Origin of the sequence: Tepidiphilus olei (genome assembly GCF_006980705.1) — a bacterium.
Lineage (GTDB): Bacteria > Pseudomonadota > Gammaproteobacteria > Burkholderiales > Rhodocyclaceae > Tepidiphilus > Tepidiphilus olei.
The window spans coordinates 1-19,668 of the sequence record NZ_SBHO01000006.1 but is presented as its reverse complement, the minus strand read 5'-3'; the positions used below and the strand labels follow the sequence as shown (position 1 = coordinate 19,668).

General features: G+C 62.9%; 16 protein-coding genes and 1 rRNA gene. 9 read left to right on the top strand and 8 right to left on the bottom strand.

What is annotated here, in order from left to right; genetic code table 11:
* Positions 1-69 precede the first annotated feature (69 nt).
* From EPD80_RS07470 to EPD80_RS07450, 5 genes are all read left to right on the top strand, one after another.
* Positions 70-1,719 (top strand): class I adenylate-forming enzyme family protein, encoded by a 1,650-nt coding sequence (locus tag EPD80_RS07470; protein ID WP_142810768.1) that lies wholly within the window; start codon positions 70-72, stop codon positions 1,717-1,719.
* The gene (locus EPD80_RS07465) at positions 1,716-2,189 is read left to right on the top strand and encodes a PaaI family thioesterase (protein ID WP_142810766.1); all 474 of its coding nucleotides are present in this window, start codon (positions 1,716-1,718) and stop codon (positions 2,187-2,189) included. Before EPD80_RS07470 ends, EPD80_RS07465 begins: the two co-directional genes overlap by 4 nt.
* The gene (locus EPD80_RS07460) at positions 2,186-2,629 is read left to right on the top strand and encodes a PaaI family thioesterase (protein ID WP_142810764.1); all 444 of its coding nucleotides are present in this window, start codon (positions 2,186-2,188) and stop codon (positions 2,627-2,629) included. The genes EPD80_RS07465 and EPD80_RS07460 overlap by 4 nt, the downstream gene beginning before the upstream one ends.
* 67 nt (positions 2,630-2,696) lie before the next feature.
* Positions 2,697-3,332, top strand: coding sequence for a CoA pyrophosphatase (locus EPD80_RS07455; protein WP_142810762.1), 636 nt, complete (start codon positions 2,697-2,699; stop codon positions 3,330-3,332).
* A gap of 92 nt (positions 3,333-3,424) precedes the next feature.
* Positions 3,425-4,609, top strand: coding sequence for an acetyl-CoA C-acyltransferase family protein (locus tag EPD80_RS07450; RefSeq protein WP_142810760.1), 1,185 nt, complete (start codon positions 3,425-3,427; stop codon positions 4,607-4,609).
* A 28-nt stretch (positions 4,610-4,637) separates the two neighbouring features.
* On the opposite strand, the gene rsgA is transcribed toward EPD80_RS07450, so the two are convergent.
* The gene (rsgA, locus tag EPD80_RS07445; RefSeq protein ID WP_142810758.1) at positions 4,638-5,546 is read right to left on the bottom strand and encodes a ribosome small subunit-dependent GTPase A; all 909 of its coding nucleotides are present in this window, start codon (positions 5,544-5,546) and stop codon (positions 4,638-4,640) included.
* Between the two features lie 87 nt (positions 5,547-5,633).
* Between rsgA and orn the strand changes: the two genes are divergently transcribed.
* Entirely contained in the window at positions 5,634-6,200 is a 567-nt protein-coding gene (gene orn, locus EPD80_RS07440) for an oligoribonuclease (RefSeq protein WP_142805270.1), read from the top strand.
* A 9-nt stretch (positions 6,201-6,209) separates the two neighbouring features.
* Here the strand turns inward: orn and pgi are convergent, their stop codons facing one another.
* The 3 genes from pgi to rpmE form a co-directional block, all read right to left on the bottom strand.
* Positions 6,210-7,838: a glucose-6-phosphate isomerase gene (gene pgi, locus EPD80_RS07435; RefSeq protein ID WP_142810756.1), complete on the bottom strand. Its 1,629-nt coding sequence runs from the start codon at positions 7,836-7,838 to the stop codon at positions 6,210-6,212.
* Positions 7,831-9,456 (bottom strand): hypothetical protein, encoded by a 1,626-nt coding sequence (locus EPD80_RS07430; RefSeq protein WP_142810754.1) that lies wholly within the window; start codon positions 9,454-9,456, stop codon positions 7,831-7,833. Before EPD80_RS07430 ends, pgi begins: the two co-directional genes overlap by 8 nt.
* A gap of 130 nt (positions 9,457-9,586) precedes the next feature.
* Positions 9,587-9,805: a 50S ribosomal protein L31 gene (rpmE, locus tag EPD80_RS07425; protein ID WP_028874876.1), complete on the bottom strand. Its 219-nt coding sequence runs from the start codon at positions 9,803-9,805 to the stop codon at positions 9,587-9,589.
* Positions 9,806-9,938: 133 nt separating this feature from the next.
* Between rpmE and trmB the strand changes: the two genes are divergently transcribed.
* Entirely contained in the window at positions 9,939-10,649 is a 711-nt protein-coding gene (trmB, locus tag EPD80_RS07420) for a tRNA (guanine(46)-N(7))-methyltransferase TrmB (RefSeq protein WP_142810752.1), read from the top strand.
* On the opposite strand, the gene EPD80_RS07415 is transcribed toward trmB, so the two are convergent.
* From EPD80_RS07415 to acnA, 4 genes are read right to left on the bottom strand one after another with little or no spacing between them, the layout of a single operon-like run.
* Entirely contained in the window at positions 10,599-11,450 is an 852-nt protein-coding gene (locus EPD80_RS07415) for a phosphorylase (protein WP_142810750.1), read from the bottom strand. The genes trmB and EPD80_RS07415 overlap by 51 nt on opposite strands.
* A gap of 2 nt (positions 11,451-11,452) precedes the next feature.
* A complete protein-coding gene (locus EPD80_RS07410) occupies positions 11,453-13,180 on the bottom strand; it encodes a potassium channel family protein (RefSeq protein ID WP_142810748.1) in 1,728 nt (575 codons plus the stop codon).
* A gap of 12 nt (positions 13,181-13,192) precedes the next feature.
* Entirely contained in the window at positions 13,193-13,576 is a 384-nt protein-coding gene (locus EPD80_RS07405) for a DUF6394 family protein (protein WP_142805276.1), read from the bottom strand.
* Between the two features lie 50 nt (positions 13,577-13,626).
* Positions 13,627-16,344, bottom strand: coding sequence for an aconitate hydratase AcnA (gene acnA / locus EPD80_RS07400; protein WP_142810746.1), 2,718 nt, complete (start codon positions 16,342-16,344; stop codon positions 13,627-13,629).
* Between the two features lie 256 nt (positions 16,345-16,600).
* Between acnA and acnB the strand changes: the two genes are divergently transcribed.
* Positions 16,601-19,198, top strand: coding sequence for a bifunctional aconitate hydratase 2/2-methylisocitrate dehydratase (acnB, locus tag EPD80_RS07395; protein WP_142810744.1), 2,598 nt, complete (start codon positions 16,601-16,603; stop codon positions 19,196-19,198).
* Positions 19,199-19,597: 399 nt separating this feature from the next.
* Positions 19,598-19,668: ribosomal RNA gene (locus EPD80_RS07390) — 16S ribosomal RNA — on the top strand; the annotation flags it as partial.

Below are 19,668 nucleotides of genomic sequence, written 5' to 3'. Positions count from 1 at the left end.
GTTGCCGACGGTAGAGCCTATGCACGTGCCGTCGGCCGTTTCCCGCGAAACATCGCTGAGGAGAGCACGATGATCCTGCATTCAGCCGAAAAGATCGCCCAGTACACCCAAGCAGGCTATTGGGGCCAAGAAACTTTGCTCGATCGGTTTTCTGCTCACGTCGAGCGTCACCCTGAACGAATGGCGGTAGTCGATCCGCCCGATCGAGAGGATTTGGTCGGTAGCGCTCCCCAGCGACTCGACTGGAAGAGCCTGGGTCAGGCCGTGCGGAACATGACCGCGGCGCTACAGCGCCTTGGTGTCGGGAAAGACGACGTCGTGGTGGCGCAGGTGCCCAACGTCTGGGAACTCGCCGCCCTCTACCTTGCGGTCGCCCAGGCCGGTGGGGTGCTCAGCCCTCTGCCGCTACAGTGGCGTGAGAAGGACGTCGACTACGTCCGCACCCTGACGGGAAGTCGCTACTTCATCGCGCCCGAGCGCTTCAAAGACTATGCTCAAGCCGAACTGGGGCGGCGTGTCGGGTTCGAACATGTCGTCACTTTGGAAGAGGTCGCCGACTGGGCGCGCACGCCAGGACAGCCTCAACCCGTCCCCGTCGATGCGAACGATGTCTTCACACTGTGCTGGACTTCGGGGACCGAGGCCGAGCCGAAGGGATGCCCCCTCACGCACAATAACTGGTTCTTCATGAGCGGCATGTTGGTGCGCACCTGTCACGTGCAGGAGGGCGATCGCATCTTGGCGGTGGCGCCCATGGTCAATATGACTGCCGTCGGGGTCAACTACATCCCCTGGTTGCTCCAGGGCGGGACGCTCTATCTGCACCACCCCCTCAACGTCGAAGTCCTCCTGCGTCAGCTCGTCGAGGAAAAAATCCAGTTTACCATCCTCGTGCCGGCGATGCTGTTGATGATCCTGAAGCTTCCGAACGTCGATTCGCTGGATCTTTCCGCCGTGCGTACCATCACTACCGGTTCCGCTCCGCCCTCTCCGTGGGCGATGCAGGAATTCAAGCGGCGCTGGGGCATCGAGATCGTCAACATCTGGGGGCAGAACGAGGGTACGGGTTTGGTTGCCGGCCCTGACGACGTCCCCGATCTCAATCTGCGCTCGGACCATTTTCCTTGGTGGGGTAAGCCGGGAATCGAATGGCCCAGCGGTATCCGCGGCATCGAAGTGAAAATTCTCGACGACGAAGGCAACGCCCTCACTGCACCCGGTCAGATTGGCGAGCTTTGTTTCCGCAGCCCTGGCGTCTTCCCCGGCTACTTCAATCGACCAGATCTTACGGCAAAGGCTTTCACTGAAGAGGGCTTCTTCCGCACGGGTGACCTCTTCGTGATCCACGACGAGCGTCACGTGGGTTTTCACGATCGCAAGAAAGACATCGTGATCCGTGGGGGATTCAACATCTCCACTGCCGAGGTCGAAAACGCCGTGTTGGGGCACCCCAAGGTCTTGGAAGCGGCCGTCGTACCCGCGCCCGACGAAATTCTCGGTGAACGAGTGTGCGCCTTCGTCGTACCGCGCAATCCTCAGGATCCACCGACTCTGGAGGAAATCGTCGCCTTCTTGCGTGAGAAAGGCATGAGCGTCTACAAGTTGCCCGAGCGGTTGGAGCTCATCGAGGCGATTCCGCGCAATCCCGTGGGGAAGATCGTCAAACATCGATTGCGGCAAGAACTGAGGAAACGCCTCAATCCCGGAGAGAATGAATGACGGAAAAGAATACTGGATCACCGTTTATCCAGCGCTGGCGGGAATTTATCCCTTCCTCTCCTTACAACCGAGCCATGGGTTTCGTCGGCACCGGCGTGGAGGGTGATTGGTGTATCCTGTCGGTCCCTTATCGGGAAGAACTGGTGGGCGACCCCAGCACCGGGGTATTGCATGGGGGGGTGATCACGGCTTTGCTCGATGCTGCCTGCGGTCTCGCCGTGTTTTTACGTTTACCCGAAATGAAACCCATGGCAACGCTGGATTTGAGATTGGACTACCTCAAACCGGCCACGCCGGGGCGTGACGTTTTGGGTCGGGCGCAATGTTACAAACTCACGCATGATCTCGCCTTCGTACGCGGTTGTGCTTACCATGATACGCCGGACGAGCCGATCGCCATGGCGGTTGGTGTGTATATGTTCATCGGCAAAGGCGCAGCGAATCCAGCACAAGAAGGGGGGAAGCGATGAATTGGATCGAGCGCGTCGAACAGGCACGGGCGCACAACCATTGGCAGCCCTTGGTGGAAGCGGTACCGTTTGCCCGTTTTCTCGGCTTGTCGATCGATGTCAAAGGGGAGGAGTTTACTTGCATTCTGCCCTATCGCGAGATGTTGATCGGTAATCCCATTTTACCGGCTTTGCATGGCGGGGCCACGGGCGGCTTTCTCGAGTGTGCTGCGCTTTTTTATCTTCTATGGCGCATGGAAAGCACGGATCTGCCACGAACGATCGATTTCAACATCGACTACCTGCGTTCTGGCCGACCCCGCGATACTTTTGCCAACGTCCACATGGTCAAACAAGGGACACGGGTGGCCAATCTGCGTATCGAAGCGTGGCAGACGACGCCGCAAGAACCGATTGCGCTCGCCCACGGCAACTTTTTGTTGCGCAATGCCGTTTCTTGAGGAGGGGTAGGATGGCCGATCCATTCCTTGATGGAAAAAGGCCGGGTTTCTGTGCCACAATGTGAATATGAGTAAAGATGTCCGCCTCGAGGAGCTGCTCGCTTCACCCGAACGGTTGCGCGCGTATATTAGCGAGCGCTTGAGCCAGGCGGCTGATCGGACTTTTCCCCTTTTGAACGGAGACGAGGGGGCTCGCGAGGTCCGCTGGCCCGCTGCGGTGCTCGCCCCTCTGGTCGCCGGCGAAGACGGCCCTCGGGTGTTGCTCACACGCCGCACGCCGCATCTTGTCCATCACCCCGGTCAGATCAGTTTCCCCGGCGGACGGGTGGAACCCGAAGATCCCGGTCCAGTAGAAGCCGCTTTGCGCGAGACCAAGGAAGAGATCGGGCTTGCGCCTCAGCGGGTGCAAGTGTTGGGTGCTTTGCCACCGTACGTCACCATCACCGGTTATCGCGTCACGCCACTCGTGGGTTGGGTGGAAGACCCGGGTGATCTGCGACCGGACCCCTTCGAGGTGGCAGAAGTCTTCACCGTGCCCTTGGAGCACGTGCTCGACCCGCGCCGCTACGTTCGTCATTCCCTGATTTATGGCGATCAGCGTCGCTACTATTGGGCCGTTCCTTGGCGACAGTATTTCATTTGGGGAGCGACGGCGGCCATGCTACGCATGTTTCTCGAGCTGCTTCGCGCCAAGGTAGACTGAGCACGACGTCCAAGGTGACAATCGTCGCATTTTCGTCGTATGATGAATCGAGCCGCATGGAACCATTTCACTGACCAGCAAGGAGAAAGGCGATGTCGAACAAGGATGTCGTAGTATTGAGTGCCGTTCGTTCCGCCATCGGGACCTTCGGCGGGACCCTGTCGCAGATCGAGCCGGCCGAACTCGCCGGCCAGGTGATGAAGGCTGCGATCGAGCGCTCGGGCGTCGATCCCAACGAAGTCGAATACGTCACGGTCGGCAACTGCATCCCGACGGAGTCGCGCTATGCCTACGTGCCTCGGGTGGCGTCCATCCAGGCGGGGCTGCCGATGAGCTCGGTGGCGATGCAGGTCAACCGCCTGTGTTCTTCTGGCCTGCAGGGGATCGTGACCACGGCGCAGAACATCATGCTCGGCGACGCAGCCATGGGCGTGGGTGGCGGCGTGGAAGTGATGTCGCGCGGTGCCTACCTCTCCCCGACGATGCGCAACGGCGCGCGCATGGGCGACACGACCATGATCGACGCGATGGTGGCGGTGCTCACCGATCCTTTCGGCGTCGGTCACATGGGCATCACGGCGGAGAATCTCGCCGTCAAGTGGGGGATCACTCGGGAAGAGCAGGATGCCTTTGCGCTGGAATCGCAGCGCCGCGCCGCGCGTGCGATCGAGGAAGGGCGCTTCCGCTCCCAGATCGTGCCGGTGACGATCAAGACGCGCAAGGGCGACGTGGTGTTCGAAGTCGATGAGCATCCCAAGCCCAACACGACGATGGAGAGCCTGGCCAAGCTCAAGCCGGCGTTCAAGAAAGACGGCACGGTCACGGCTGGTAACGCCTCCGGGATCAACGATGCGGCTTCCTTCCTCGTGCTCGCCGACGCCAAAATTGCGGAACAGAAGAATCTGAAGCCGATTGCCCGTATCGTGGCCTACGCCGTGGCGGGGGTGCCCAACGACATCATGGGTGAAGGTCCGATCCCGGCCACCAAGAAAGCGTTGGAAAAGACCGGCCTCAAGCTCGAAGACATGGACGTGATCGAGTCGAACGAGGCCTTCGCCGCCCAATCGCTGGCGGTCATGAAAGGGCTCGGCCTCGATCCGGCCAAGACCAACCCCAATGGTGGAGCCATCGCCCTGGGGCACCCGGTGGGCGCGACCGGCGCGATCATCGCCACCAAGGCGATCCATGAGCTGCATCGCATCGGCGGGCGCTACGCGCTGGTGACCCTGTGCATCGGCGGCGGTCAGGGTCTGTCGGTGATCTTCGAACGTCTCTGATCTCGGGCATGGGTCGCGGGCAAGGTGCTTACTTGCCCGCCTTGGATCGCCGCATCAGCGCCTCGAGTTCGGTGCGAATGCGGCGGTAATGTTGCCAACGTTCGGGGCTGATCGTGCCGCACTCGGCCAGCGCGCGCAAGGCGCACCCCGGTTCGGCGTCGTGGCGACAATCACGAAACCGGCACTCTCCCAAGGCCGGACGCAGTTCGGGGAAACAAGCATCCAGCGCCTCCAGCGGCACGTGCGCCAAGCCGAAGGTCTGCAGGCCGGGACTGTCGATGAGCCACCCTTCACGATAAGGGTAGAGCCGCGCGTCGGTGGTGGTATGCCGCCCCGCGTCAAGGGCGCGCGAGATTTCTCCCGTACGTGCCCGGGCTTCCGGCACCAAGGCATTGACGAGGGTCGACTTCCCCATCCCCGATTGTCCGACGAGAAGGGATTTCCTCTGGGCCAAATGGGGCTCGAGAGGGGAGACGTCCTGTTTGGCCGAGAGCTCGAGCACCCGATAGCCTGCAGCGCGAAAAGGTTCGAGCTGCGCGCGTGCTGCATCCAGGCCGTCCGCGAGATCACACTTGTTGAGTACGATGCTCGCTTCGATTCCCTGGTATTCGGCAGCCACGAGGCAGCGCGTCACCAGCTCGGGTGAGAAGGGGGGCTCGACCGCGGTGACGATGACGACATGATCGACGTTGGCGGCGATCAGCTTTTGTCGCACCCCATCGGCCCGCCAGAAGAGCGAGGAGCGCGGTCGATGCCGTTCGATCACCGCCTGGCCGGGAGCCGTGGCACGCGCTTCGACCACGTCGCCACACGCATAGTCGTGGCGCTTGCCGCGCGTGACTGCGTGCCAGGGCGGCTCGTGCCAGGGAATCTCCCGGGCGAGCTCGTAGCTGCGGCCGTGCGCGGCGACGACGGTGGCAAGGAAGGATTCGTCCATGGGCGGAAAAATACGGAGTGATTCGCGCCATCGGGCACGCGGCCGTGGCAGTATAACGCACCCATCCCTTGGAGAAAGGAAAACCGCATGAGCGAGAAGAACGACGCGCCTTCAAGCAAATTGGTCTGGCTCGATCTGGAGATGACCGGGCTCGATCCCGACCGCGACCGCATCCTCGAGATCGCGATCGTGGTCACCGACAACGATTTGAACGTGCTCGCCGAAGCACCGGTGATCGCGGTGCATCAAAGCGACGAGGTGCTCGCGGCGATGGACGAATGGAACCAGAAGACGCACGGGGCTTCGGGTCTGATCGAGCGGGTGCGCGCTTCGCGCATCGACGAGGCAGAGGCCGAGGAAACGCTGCTCGAATTTCTACGGCCGTGGTTGCCACCGCGTTCGAGTCCCATGTGCGGCAACACCATCTGCCAGGATCGGCGTTTCCTCTATCGTTACATGCCGCGACTCGAGGCCTGGTTCCACTATCGCAATCTGGACGTTTCCACGCTCAAGGAGCTCGCGCGCCGTTGGGCGCCCGCCATCGTGCAGGGCTGGGAGAAAGAGAGCAAACACACGGCGCTCGCCGACGTCCATGAGTCGATCGAGGAGCTGCGCCGCTATCGGGCGTCTTTCTTGCGGCTCCCCGAAAACTGAGCGTTCGTTTCAGCGGTGCGCATCCAGCCGGGCGGCGAGCGCGCGCGTGGAAGGATCGAAGTCGGCGAGCGTTCCCCCGGCAGCGAGCGTGCGCGCCAGTTCTTTTCCGAGTTCCACGCCGTATTGGTCGAACGGATCAATGCCCCAGATCCAGCCGCGCACGAACGTGGCATGCTCATGGGCGGCGAGCAGCTCCCCGAGCACGCCGGCATCCCAACCGTCGGTGAGCAAGACGGAGCTCGGCCGATTGCCGGGAATCTCATGGTGCGGTGCGAGCGCTTCGATCTCGGAGGGAGACAGCCCCTGCGCCCGTAGCGCCGCGCGTGCCTCGTCGCGCGTGCGCCCGAGGAGCAGCGCGCCGGCCTGTGCGAGGGCGTGTTGCGCCAACGCCCGCCGTCCGGCATCGAGCGGGCGGGGCAGCGGTACGATGAACTCCAGCGTGATGCGTCGCGTACCCTGATAGAAGAGCTGATGGAAAGCGTGTTGTCCCAGAGTGCCGTTCATGCCCCAAACGACGGTGGCCGTCGAATAGGGCACGAGCGAGCCATCGCGCCGGCAGCGCTTGCCATTACTCTCCATCTCGAGTTGCTGCAACCAGGCGGGAAAGCAGGCGAGCCCTTGATCGTAGGGGAGCACGGCGCAAGAAGGAACATCGAGCAGGCTCGCGTTCCACAGGCCAAGCACGCCGAGCCACACCGGTAGGTTGCGCTCGAGCGGCGCCGTGCGGAAATGCTCGTCCATGCGGCGCGCGCCGGCGCGCAGTTCGAGGAAACGCTCCCAGCCGAAGGCGAGCGCCACCGGTAATCCCACGGCCGACCACAGCGAATAGCGCCCCCCTACCCAGGGCGGTAGCCACAGGATGCGATCCGGACCGAACCCCAGCGCCTGCGCCTTGTCCGGATTGGAGGTGACGGCGAGGAAATGTGCCGCCGTTTCGTGCGTTCCCAGTTCCTGGGCGAGCCACGTCCGCGCGCGCTCGAGATTGGCGAGCGTCTCGGCGGTGCCGAAACTCTTGGAGGAGACGACGAAGAGCGTGCGCGCCGCTTCGAGCCCGCGCACCGTCGAGGTGAAATCGCTCGGATCGAGATTGGCGACGAATCGCACCCCATGGCGTGGCGGTTCGAGATGGGACAGCGCTTCACAGGCGAGCCGGGGTCCGAGGTCTGAACCGCCGATGCCGAGGTTGACGACGTGACCGAGCGGTGCGCCCGTGGCGCCCCGCAACGCACCGGCATGAAAGGCGGTAACGAAGGACTCCAGCCGCTCTTCCGTGGCAGTGAATTGCGCACGATCGCTGGGCGGTATCTCCGCCCCGCCGCGACAAGCCATGTGCAGCGCCGGTCTGCGTTCGGTGAAGTTGACCTCCGCGCCGCTGAAGAGCGCTTCGATTCCTTCCGGCAAATGCACCGCTCGAGCCAGCGCGAGGAGTCGTTTACACACCTCGACATCCCAAGCCTGTTTGCTCGTGTCCAGCCACAGAGACCCTGCCTGAAGCGAGAGGGAATCGACTCGGTCGGATTGGCTCTCCAGGGCAGTGCGAATGGAGCGGACCATCCATGAATCGGCCGCCATGAGGAGATCCAGCCACGGAGCCGTGTGCTCCGCGGGGATGAAAGGTGGTACCGTGGCGTTACTCATCGGCAGACCCCGTGTTTATCCTGAGCAACCAGATTTCTTGTCGTTTCTCTTGGCCCCGGCTCATGGACCACAGAATGGAACCGTCCGGCTGGAGCGCCTGAGGCGAGCGTATCCGCTCGAAACGGATCGGGCAGCGCTCATCGAAGTGCGCCGGTACTCCAGCGAAATAGATCAATGCCGCGCGCACGTCGGGTTCGCGCCGTGGTACCGACACACAGTGGGGGGCATGGGCCTGCAGAACGGGTTGCATCCGTTCGATGATCGGACGGAGATTGCGCGTGTGTTCGAACCATGGCGCGAGCAATACGACCAACATCGACCACATGAAACTCACGCTGAGCGCCCAGTGAATGGTTGGACGAAGCGGCGATGCCGGCGTGGAAATGCTCGAGACGACCCAAGCGAACAAGAGTATGCCTGCAAGGATGAGTCGTTCGAACGAGTGGCTCATCTCGAACTCCGGCGCAACACGGGCGACGTGGCGTGCCAGACCGGGCGGCCAATCGGAATGCAGGGCGCTCCATGCGAGCCCGGTGAGCACGACGATCGTAATCGCCGTGGCGACCGAGAACCAGGAAAAGGCAGCCTGGGCGCCACGCGGCATGCGCTTGAGCCGCGTGGTGGCCAGGAGCGTCAAGGACGGGAGCAGGATGAGAAGGTCGCTCGGATTGCTGGGAGGCCAAATGGCGACGACGATCAAACCGGCCCCAAGTATCGCCCAGTTCAGCGCACTAAGGCGTGAGATACGTGGATCGGAGGCACGGCGTAGTGGCCAGAGCGCCAGTAGCCATAAAGGCCACGTGACCCAGGTGGCGTCGTTGCCGGCGTCGAGAAGATTCCCTCGGATGAACACCGGATCGATATGAGGCGTTTGCAGGGCGAGCCAGGTACTTCCGTTCGGTGATGCCAGTACGGCCATGAGCCACGCAACCGGGAGAGCCAGGAGGGCAACGGTGACCAGTGCCAGGGGCAGACGCTTCGCGGGTGGCACGATGCTCCAGGCGGGAAACGTCGCGAGCCATGGGATCAACGACACGGGCAGGATCGCGAACCCTTGGGCGAGGAATCCGAGCGAGAACCCTGCCGTGGCGCATAACCACGCGCGTGCTGGGTGATGGAGCGCCCATGCGGCACCGGCAAGCGTCATTCCCAGCGTGGCCGTGCTCGCCAACAAGGACTGGTGTTGATGTGCCTCGAGCATCCATCCCAAGGTTCCCAGCCCCAGCAGTACTGCCCCGGCGTGCCAGGGTTTGCCGCAGGCAGGTAGCGCCGCCATCGCGACGCAACCCAGCGAAATCAGTACGAAGAGGGGAGATGCAAGTCGGGTCGCGTCGTGCAGGGCCAACCCGAGTGGCTCGAGCGCCATTCCCAGAAGCGCGGCCACCCAGTAGTAGAGGGGGGCGGCTGCCGGCACGGTACCGTCGACGAGGGCGGTGGGTAATAGCCATTCACCCTGCAACACTTGCCAGACTGCGAAAAAATGGCGTAGGTCGGCACCACGCCAGGGGTCGTGCCCCACCGTGCCGACGAGCAGGAATGCGAGCAGCAGTCCAGCCAGGCCCCATTTTCCGTAGACTCGTTGCTGCCAAGGTGGGGTCGGGCGCGGATCGAAGAACATGCCTTTGCCAAGCGTCGTATCGAAGGATTGATTATAGACTTTCGTCGTTCGGTCGCCTTGGACACGGAGAAACGGAAGGCACAAAAAAGGCAGCACCCGGCTGCCTTTTTTCTTTCGGGAGGGACGACGCTCAGCCGCGGTTGGCGAGGTTGCCGTATTTCTGGCGGAAGCGCTCGACGCGACCCGCGGTATCGACGATCTTCTGTTTGCCGGTATAGAAGGGGTGGCATTCGGAGCACACTTCCACGTGCAACGCCGGCTTGCCGATGGTGGAACGCGTCACGAAGGAATTGCCGCAAGAGCAAGTCACTTGAACTTCGGCATAATTTGGATGAATGTTCTCTTTCATGGGGCACCTCGGGATCGGGCGGACGGCGGATTTGGCCGTCCCTTTGCTTGGAAAAACGGGAATTATCGCCGAACGATCCAGTACAGGCAAGAGGTTTTCGTTAAAATCCCCTTTTCTCTGCGATCGGGTCCCCATGAGCTACGGTATCTCTCGCATTCCCACCAGTGCCCAAGCCGACGTGCATGAGCGCCTGGACGGACTGGTGCGTCGCCATCTCGCGCAGCCCTTTCGCAAACCTTATGCGCCGTACAATCTTGCTGCCTTCGAGGAAACGCTCGCCGCTTGGGATGGGCGTTCGCCGTGGATCCTCGATTCCGGCTGCGGCGTGGGGTGGTCGACGATCCTGCTGGCGCGGCGCAACCCCGATGCCTTCGTGGTCGGCGTGGACCAATCGCAAGAGCGGCTCTCGCGGCAGAAACCCTACCCCCGCGCGAGCTGGCCCGAGAATTTGCGGTTCGTGCGGGCCGACGTGATCGACTTCTGGCGCCTGGCGGTGGAGTCCGGCGTCCCGGTGCGCAAGCATTGGTGGCTCTATCCCAACCCCTGGCCCAAGATCGGGCACCTCGGGCGGCGTTGGTATGCCCATCCAGTCTGGCCTGCCGTGCTGCGGCTCGGCGGGCGCTTCGAATGCCGCACGAATTGGTCGGTCTATGCCCGCGAGCTCACCGCTGCGCTGGCACTTTCAGGGATAAAGGGCGAATGCACCCCATTCGTGCCCGAGGAGCCGATGACGCCTTTCGAGCGCAAGTACCGCGATTCGGGCCAGACGCTGTGGCGCGTCAGGGCCGATCTCTCAGCGTTTGCCCGAGGCGAGCTCGGCGCGAGGCCAGCCGAGGGTACATAGTCCTTCGACGAGATCGAGCGCGGCGAGCGCGCGCAGTTTTTCGGGGGAGGAGGCAAAGAGCGAGCCAGCGTAGCCCAGCGCGTTGACCGACACGCCGGCGAGCCGTTCGACTCGCCGCGGGATGAAGAACAGGCGATCGAGCTGCAGCAGGAGGTCGTAGGGCGGTAGCTGAGACGCATCGGGGCGCCATCCCATCGCGGCCAGCGCGGTGCAGTAGGCACGATGGGCCGCCGCGCCCCAGTCGGCGCCTTCGGCGTACAGGGGCAGCGGCTCGCGCCAGGCCGCCCAAGGAAGTTCCGCCCAGCCGGTTTCGCCCGGTGGCAGGAACGCATGCAGTTGTTCCTTGCCCAGATGGCCGTCCGGGATCCACTGCAGATGCCGGTGCGATTGACTTGCCCCGGCGATCTCGCCGCCGTTGTAAAACCCCAGCCCACCTTCGGCGAGCAGCGCGTACCAGGCGAGGAAGTCGTCGCCGGAAAGCGGGGCCGTCTGCGGTTCGAAATCGCGCGTGACGATGAGCGTGTGACCAGAGAAAACGGGGTATTTGTTGAGCACCACCAGGTGTCGAGCCCCCAACGCCCCGACCGTGAGCTCCGGTTCGGGGGGCAAGAAGGGGTTGTGCCTTTTGGATTCTTGTGTGCTTGCAGGGGGCGGCTTGCGCGCGAGCGTCGAGACCCAGCGCAATACGAAGGGGAAACCGTGCTCACACCGTTCGATCGCGTCCGTGGCGATCGGCTCCAGAGCGCCACGGACCAGCGCCCGTTGCGCAACGGCATGGATGCGCTCACTCCATCGTTCCATGTTCAGGCTCCCCGCGTGCGGCTCTCCCACCAGCGTCCCAGCCAGGTCTGCGCTCGTTCACGGCCTTCGAGCAGGTAATGGAGCGTCGGCTCATAACCGCAGATTTCTTTGAGGTCGGCCAGGGCCCCGGCAGTACCACTTAGCAGCAATACATCGCCGGGACGCAACGGGGTCGTGGCTTCGGGCAAGGGGCGCCAATGTCCGTCGTGCGCCATCGCTAGCACGTGCAAGGCCAGAGGTTCAGGTTTCGGAGTCGGTGATCGCAGTAAACGCTCAAGGGTGATTTCTTGGCCCTCGGCCAATGCGCCCCACAACGCCGGAGTAGTCTGGGGCAAGACCGGCAACTTGAGATTGCGCAAGGGACCTTTTTGCTTCAATTTCATCAGCTGTTCCAGCAGCTTTTCGGCTTCGGCATGCGTGGCATTGGCCAGCCAGCCGAGGAAGGCGAGGAGCTCCGGAAGGCGAAGCCAGGCAAGCGCTTCGGCGGCGACGAGGTGACGGGGAACGACGCGGAGGTCGTATGCGAACGATGAAAAGAGTACCCCGTTGCGTCGCCGATTTTGCCGTACTATGGTGTAGAGGGAAGGATTGAGGTTGCGTGCAGTGGCAATGATGGCGAGGTTATCCACGTCATGAGCCGTCGCGGCGACGATGCCGACCGCTTCTTCGATGCCTGCTTCGCGCAAGACCTCCGGCTGGGTGGCATCGCCATTGATCCACTTCGAATGTTTTCCTACGGCCATGGCGGAACGATCGATCATCACCAGTTCGATGTCACTGCTGCACAGCGCCGCTTGCGCTGCTTGTCCCAGGCGGCCGGCGCCACAAATGATCCATTTGCCCCTCGGTGGTGGTCTCTCGGTGCGGATTTCGTCGAGTGGCATGTCGAGCAGGATCTGGCGAATCCGCCAAGCCGCCTGATGTTCGAGCGCAAGCGCCAGGTCTTTCTGGAAGACGTGGAAAGGATCGATGATGACCGAAGTACCGAAAGCGGCCATTTTGGCCACCGTCGCATCATGCTCGGCGCGACACACGGCGGGCAAATGAGGCGCGAGCAAGCGTTGCGCTTCGGCTACCGTGAGGTTGGCCATATCGTCGTCGGTCATCGCCGCAACGGCCGCACAACGCGGCTGAATCAGTCCAGCGGCGAGTAGCACGTTCGGGTCGCTCGCATCCTCTACCAAGGTCAGCGGTGGGTGGATGAATTCCATCATTTCCGAGGCTTCGATTTTTTTGGGATCGAGGTCGAGCGCCACGGTCGCGATCCCTTCACGGTCCAGAGCCTGGGCGAGATGCACGCCCGTTTCACCGAAACCCGCGATCAGTACGAAGGGTTGATGCAGACGGTGTACCTTCCGCGCAAACGTGAGCGCGGCCACCGCCCGGCGCAGCGCCTCGTCCTGCATCAGCGTGATCGCTTGTTTGAGCAAGTAAGCCCATGACAGCACGCTCAAGTAAATGACGACGATCGTCCACAAGCGCTGAGCGTCGGAAAAATCGTTCGGTATTTCGCCAAAACCGATGGTGGTGGCGGTGTAACTGACGAAATAGAAAGCGTGAAAGAGACTCATGCGCGTCGGGCGCCCTTCGGTGTCGGGCAAGCCGGGAACGAGCGTCAGACCGAGTACCGACAAGGCGAAGAGGCTGACCATGAGGATCAAGGGGCCCCGCATTCGGCGCAAGACCAGCAGAATGACGCTGAAATTATGCTCGAACCCTTCGATGTTCATGGAGCGGGTGCCTCAACGCCGTTGCATCAGCGTCTCGGCCACGAGGATGGTGACCGATACCAAGTTGGCGAGCAAAGCGCCCCCCGAAAGAGAGACGATGCGCGCAAAGATCGCCGGGGTGACGCCAGTAGGAGAGACGTGCTCGGCGTAGGCCCAGACGATGGCTGCAGTGATCAGCTGCAGGTCGGCCACGAGCGAAGTAGCGAGGTGCACCGCCCCGATCTGGGTGCGATCGCCCAGTTTCAGGATGGTGGCGATCAGGCTCACGACGAGGGCGGCAAAAAGCTCATAGAGATCGTGATGTTCGGCTACGTCGATCTCACCGATGAAAAAACCGAAGTTGAGCGTGGCGGCCAACAGGATGAAGAAACCGAAGACGACTTTTTCTGGGTTCACGGCAGTTCCTACCTAAAAGGAGCCCCCACCCGAAGGCGGGGGCGGATCGATCAAACGCGCGCCAGGATCTGGCGCAGCACGTAGGGGAGGATCCCGCCGTGGCGGTAGTATTCCACCTCGATCGGTGTGTCGATGCGCGAGAGCACCGGCACGTCCTGCGTGCTGCCGTCGGCCCTGCGGATGCGCAAGCTGAGCTGCTGCTGGGGTGCGAGCCGTGCTTCATCGAGCCCCAGGATGTCGAAAGTCTCGGAGCCGTCGATGCCCAGCTTCTGCCAGGAATCCTCGCCCAGGAATTGCAAAGGCAGCACGCCCATGCCCACGAGGTTGGAGCGGTGGATGCGCTCGAAGCTGCGGGCGATCACCGCCCGAATGCCCAACAGCATCGTTCCCTTGGCTGCCCAGTCGCGCGAAGAACCTGTGCCGTATTCCTCGCCGGCGAAGACCACCGTGGGGATGCCGCGCTCGCGGTAGGCCATGGCCGCCTCATAGACGGTGGTTTGCTGGCCATCGAGCAGCGTATAGCCCCCTTCGATGCGGCTGCCGTCGGGTTTGGGCGGCAGCATCAGGTTCTTCAGTCGGACGTTGGCGAAGGTGCCGCGCACCATCACCTCATGGTTGCCGCGCCGTGCTCCATAGGAGTTGAAGTCCTTGCGCTCGACGCCGTGCGCCTTGAGCCATTGACCCGCGGGGGAATTCTCGGGGATCGAACCGGCCGGAGAAATATGGTCGGTGGTCACCGAGTCGCCCAGCAGCAGGAGGGCCTTGGCGCCCGTGATCGGCTGCACGCCCGGCGGTTGCATGGAGAAACGATCGAAGAAGGGCGGGCGGGCGATGTAGGTCGACTTCGGCCAGTCGTAGACTTCACCCGTGGGCGCCGGGATGGAATTCCATAGGTCGTGATCCTTGGTGAAATCACGATACAGACGCCGGAAGACCTCCGGATCGTTGGCGTAGGGCAGGATGGCATGGATCTCCTCGCTGCTCGGCCAGATGTCGCGCAGATAGACCGGTTTTCCATCCGACCCCATGCCCAGCGGCTCGCTCGAGAGATCGACGTTCACCCGTCCGGCGATGGCGAAGGCCACCACCAAGGGCGGCGAGGCGAGGTAGTTCGCCCGGATGTTGGGGTGGATGCGCGCCTCGAAGTTGCGGTTGCCCGAGAGCACCGCCGCCACCACGAGATCGTTCTGCGTGATCGTCTGGTTGAGCTCGGGGGCGAGATCCCCGGCGTTACCGATGCAGGTCGTGCAGCCGTAGCCGGCCAGCGCAAATCCGAGCTTGGCGAGCGGATCGAGCAGGCCCGCTTTCTGCAGATATTCGGTGACCACACGAGAACCGGGGGCGAGCGAGGTCTTGATGTGCGGCGCCACGCTCAACCCTTTTTCGACCGCTTTTTTCGCCAGCAACCCTGCGGCGATGAGCACTGCCGGGTTGCTCGTGTTGGTGCAGGAGGTGATCGCGGCGATGAGCACGTCGCCGTGTCCGAGGGTGAGCCCTTCGCGCCCCGGCACGGGGTAGCGCTTGCCGAGCTCCTGGGCTGGCTTGCCGAAGCCGTTCTCGCCCACCGGTTTGGAGAAAAGCGTCTCGAAATTCGCTTTCATCGCCTGCAGTTCGATGCGATCCTGCGGGCGTTTCGGGCCGGCGAGCGAGGCGCGTACCGTGGAGAGGTCGAGCTTCAGCGTGCGCGTATAGTCGATCTCGCCCGCGCGCGGCATCCCGAAGAGGTTCTGGGCGCGGAAGTAGGCTTCGAACGCGGCGATTTCTTCCTCGGTACGGCCAGTCGCACGCAGGTACTCCACCGTCTTTTCGTCCACCGGGAAGAATCCCATGGTTGCACCGTATTCGGGAGCCATGTTGGCGATGGTGGCACGATCGGGCACGCTCAGGCTCGCAGCCCCCTCACCGAAGAATTCAACGAACTGCCCGACCACTTTCGCCTTGCGCAGCATCTCGGTGATCGTGAGCACGAGGTCGGTGGCGGTGACCCCTTCGGGGAGCGAGCCGACCAGTTCCACCCCGACCACGTCAGGTGTGAGGAAATACATCGGCTGTCCGAGCATGGCCGCCTCGGCCTCGATTCCGCCCACGCCCCAGCCGACCACGCCCACGGCATTGATCATGGTCGTATGGCTATCGGTGCCCACCAGCGTGTCGGGATAATAGACGGGGCCTTCGGGCGTATCCTGCCGACGAACGCCGCGGAAGAGGTATTCGAGGTTGACTTGGTGGATGATGCCGACGCCCGGCGGGATGACGCGGAAGGTGTCGAACGCCTGCATGCCCCACTTCATGAACTGATAGCGCTCGCGGTTGCGTGCGAACTCCAGCTCCATGTTTTTGCGCAGCGCATCCGGCGTGCCGTAATAATCCACCTGCACGGAATGGTCGACCACCAGATCGACGGGTACGAGCGGCTCGATCGCTTTGGGGTTTTTCCCCATTTCGGCCGCCGTCGAGCGCATCGCCGCCAGGTCGCACAGTAGCGGCACGCCGGTGAAATCCTGTAGCACCACCCGGGCGACGACGAAGGGAATCTCGTCGGTGCGTTTCCCTTGCGGTTGCCAGTTGGCGAGCTCGCGCACATGGTGTTCTTCGACGCGTACCCCGTCGCAATTGCGCACGAGCGATTCCAGCACCAGACGGATCGATACCGGCAGGCGTTTCACCGAGCCGATACCGAGCGCTTCCAGCGCCTGTAAATCGTGGAATTTCCCCGTCCCGACGCCCGGGATGTGGAAGGTCTTGAGCGTAGCGGCAGCAACGGACATCGGACACCTCCTATGAAAAACGCTCGTCAAACAACGCTCGTCAAACGGTTTCGCCGTCTGGCAATAGTCTAGAACATCTTCGACCCGATTGCCGTCCAAGGGGCGATCGAAGTGAATTATCGTTCCGATCGAGGGTTTTTTGCGCCTTGCCCTTTGGTACAATGAGCCGGGAGACGCTTGGGTCTTATAAAAGACATATAATATCGAACCTGTCCTTTTTCGCGGTCTTTGCCCAAACCCAGATGAGGTGATCGTCGTGCTAGAAGCCTATCGTGCCCATGCCGCCGAACGCGCCGCGCTCGGCATTCCTCCCCTGCCTCTGTCGAAAGAACAAACCGAGCAGCTCGTCGAGCTGCTGCGCCATCCGCCCGCCGGCGAAGAGGCTTTCCTGCTCGAGTTGCTCGAACAGCGCGTGCCGCCCGGCGTCGACGATGCCGCCAAGGTCAAGGCCGAATTCCTCGCGCGCGTGGCCAAGGGCGAAGAGAACAGCCCGCTGCTGTCGCGCGAGCGTGCCACCGAGCTGCTCGGCACCATGCTCGGCGGCTACAACGTCCAGCCCCTGATCGACTTGCTCGACGATGCGCTCGTCGGCCCCATCGCCGCCGAAGGGCTCAAGAAGACGCTGCTGGTGTTCGACTATTTCCATGACGTGAAGGAAAAAGCCGACCAGGGCAACGCGAACGCCCAAGCCGTGCTGCGCTCCTGGGCCGAAGGCGAATGGTTCACCTCCCGGCCCCCCGTGCCCGAGCGCATCAAGATCACCGTCTTCAAAGTGCCCGGCGAGACCAACACCGACGACCTCTCCCCCGCGCCGGACGCCTGGTCGCGCCCCGACATTCCGCTGCACGCGCTGGCGATGCTCAAGAATCCCCGCCCCGGCATCGAACCGGACGAACCCGGCCAGCGCGGCCCCATCCGCCTCATCGAGGAACTCAAGAAGAAAGGCAACGTGGTGGCCTACGTCGGTGACGTGGTCGGCACCGGCTCCTCGCGCAAGTCCGCCACCAACTCCGTGATCTGGTGGACCGGTCAAGACATCCCCTTCGTACCCAACAAGCGCTACGGCGGTATCTGCCTTGGCGGCAAGATCGCCCCCATCTTCTTCAATACCCAGGAAGACGCCGGCGCCTTGCCCATCGAGATCGACGTCAGCAAGATGGAGATGGGTGACGAGGTCGAGCTCGTCATCGACCACGACACCGCCGAAGTCAAAGCCTACAAGAACGGTGAGCTGATCGCCGAGTCTCGCCTCAAGACCCCGGTGCTGCTCGACGAAGTACGCGCCGGCGGCCGCATCCCGCTCATCATCGGCCGTGGGCTCACCGCCAAGGCGCGCGAGGCGCTGGGCCTGCCGCCGAGCACGCTCTTCCGCCTGCCGCAGCAGCCCAAAGACACCGGCAAGGGCTTCACCCTGGCGCAGAAGATGGTCGGTCGCGCCTGCGGTCTGCCCGAAGGGCAGGGCGTGCGTCCCGGCACCTACTGCGAACCGCGCATGACCACCGTCGGCTCGCAGGACACCACCGGCCCCATGACGCGCGACGAGCTCAAGGACCTCGCCTGTCTCGGATTTTCCGCCGACCTCGTGATGCAGTCCTTCTGCCACACCGCCGCTTATCCCAAGCCCGTCGACGTCAAGATGCACCGCGAACTGCCGAAATTCATCACCGAGCGCGGCGGCGTGTCGCTGCGCCCGGGCGACGGCGTCATCCACTCCTGGCTCAACCGCATGCTGCTGCCCGACACCGTCGGCACCGGCGGCGATTCGCACACCCGCTTCCCCATCGGCATCTCCTTCCCGGCCGGTTCGGGGCTGGTAGCCTTCGCCGCCGCCACCGGCGCCATGCCGCTCGACATGCCCGAATCGGTGCTGGTCAAGTTCAAGGGCGAAATGCAGCCCGGCATCACCCTGCGCGATCTCGTCAATGCCATCCCCTACTACGCGATCCAGCAGGGGCTCCTCACCGTCGAGAAGAAGGGCAAGAAGAACATCTTCTCCGGCCGCATCCTCGAGATCGAAGGGCTGCCGCAGCTCAAGGTCGAGCAAGCCTTCGAGCTCTCCGATGCCTCCGCCGAGCGCTCCGCCGCCGCCTGTACGGTCAAGCTCGACAAGGAGCCGATCATCGAATACCTGCGCTCGAACATCGCGCTCCTCAAGTGGATGATCGCCGAAGGCTATCAGGATCGCCGCACCCTCGAGCGACGCATCAAGGCGATGGAAGACTGGATCGCAAACCCGCAGCTGCTCGAGCGCGATCCGGACGCCGAATACGCCGCGGTGATCGAGATCGACCTCTCCGAGATCACCGAGCCCATCGTCGCCTGTCCGAACGACCCCGACGACGTCAAGCGTCTCTCGGAAGTCGCCGGAGACAAGATCGACGAAGTCTTCATCGGCTCGTGCATGACCAACATCGGCCACTTCCGTGCCGCCGCCAAGGTGCTCGAAGGCAAGACCGACCTCCCGACGCGGCTGTGGATCGCCCCGCCCACCAAGATGGACGAGATGATGCTGCGCGAGGAGGGCTATTACGGCATCCTCGGCCGCGCCGGCGCCCGCATGGAGATCCCCGGTTGCTCCCTGTGCATGGGCAACCAGGCGCAGATCAAACGCGGCGCCACGGCGATGTCGACCTCGACGCGCAACTTCCCCAACCGGCTGGGGCTGGATACGCGCGTCTATCTCGGGTCGGCCGAACTCGCGGCGGTCTGCGCGCTGCTCGGCCGTATCCCGACGGTGGAGGAATACCTCGCGCACCTGCAGCCGGTGACGAGCAAGGCGAACGAGATCTACCGCTACATGAACTTCGACCAGATTCCCGAGTTCGCCGAAGTCGCCGAAAGCGTTGCGGTCTGAGCAGGAACCGAATCCCTGCTCCTCGAAGCAGGGAGGCATCATCCTTGGGACGGCACCCTCATGGGTGCCGTTTTTTATGGATCCGATCAAAATTTCTTGTTTGCGCTCATCGCTGCCATTGCCTAAAATGCGCCCCTCTCCTGCTGCGGCCCTGGTGTTGTGTGGCTGAAGTGGGAGGTGCAGGTCGATTCCCGGTGGTGTGAAAGGTGCGAACCTTGCCGGGGTTGACTGAGGTGGAGAAGTAAGGAATAATGCTGGTTCTGCCGCGCCACTGAGGTGGTGCGGGGTGTTGGAAGAAGTTCTTTAAGAATTTGGGGACAGTCGAGCGGTGTGGGTGTTGGCGCGGGGTTTGGTGCGCTGGCACGCGCATCGCTAGATGCGTGCGAGGTTTTATGGATTGAACCTGAGAGTTTGATCCTGGCTCAGATTGAACGCTGGCGGCATGCCTTACACATGCAAGTCGAACGGCA

What these genes read in the sequence shown, in the direction of transcription:
- EPD80_RS07470 (WP_142810768.1), top strand. Translation starts at nt 70, where the DNA reads ATGATCCTGCATTCAGCCGAAAAGATCGCCCAGTACACCCAAGCAGGC.
- EPD80_RS07465 (WP_142810766.1), top strand. Translation starts at nt 1,716, where the DNA reads ATGACGGAAAAGAATACTGGATCACCGTTTATCCAGCGCTGGCGGGAA.
- EPD80_RS07460 (WP_142810764.1), top strand. Translation starts at nt 2,186, where the DNA reads ATGAATTGGATCGAGCGCGTCGAACAGGCACGGGCGCACAACCATTGG.
- EPD80_RS07455 (WP_142810762.1), top strand. Translation starts at nt 2,697, where the DNA reads ATGAGTAAAGATGTCCGCCTCGAGGAGCTGCTCGCTTCACCCGAACGG.
- EPD80_RS07450 (WP_142810760.1), top strand. Translation starts at nt 3,425, where the DNA reads ATGTCGAACAAGGATGTCGTAGTATTGAGTGCCGTTCGTTCCGCCATC.
- rsgA (WP_142810758.1), bottom strand. Translation starts at nt 5,546, where the DNA reads ATGGACGAATCCTTCCTTGCCACCGTCGTCGCCGCGCACGGCCGCAGC.
- orn (WP_142805270.1), top strand. Translation starts at nt 5,634, where the DNA reads ATGAGCGAGAAGAACGACGCGCCTTCAAGCAAATTGGTCTGGCTCGAT.
- pgi (WP_142810756.1), bottom strand. Translation starts at nt 7,838, where the DNA reads ATGAGTAACGCCACGGTACCACCTTTCATCCCCGCGGAGCACACGGCT.
- EPD80_RS07430 (WP_142810754.1), bottom strand. Translation starts at nt 9,456, where the DNA reads ATGTTCTTCGATCCGCGCCCGACCCCACCTTGGCAGCAACGAGTCTAC.
- rpmE (WP_028874876.1), bottom strand. Translation starts at nt 9,805, where the DNA reads ATGAAAGAGAACATTCATCCAAATTATGCCGAAGTTCAAGTGACTTGC.
- trmB (WP_142810752.1), top strand. Translation starts at nt 9,939, where the DNA reads ATGAGCTACGGTATCTCTCGCATTCCCACCAGTGCCCAAGCCGACGTG.
- EPD80_RS07415 (WP_142810750.1), bottom strand. Translation starts at nt 11,450, where the DNA reads ATGGAACGATGGAGTGAGCGCATCCATGCCGTTGCGCAACGGGCGCTG.
- EPD80_RS07410 (WP_142810748.1), bottom strand. Translation starts at nt 13,180, where the DNA reads ATGAACATCGAAGGGTTCGAGCATAATTTCAGCGTCATTCTGCTGGTC.
- acnA (WP_142810746.1), bottom strand. Translation starts at nt 16,344, where the DNA reads ATGTCCGTTGCTGCCGCTACGCTCAAGACCTTCCACATCCCGGGCGTC.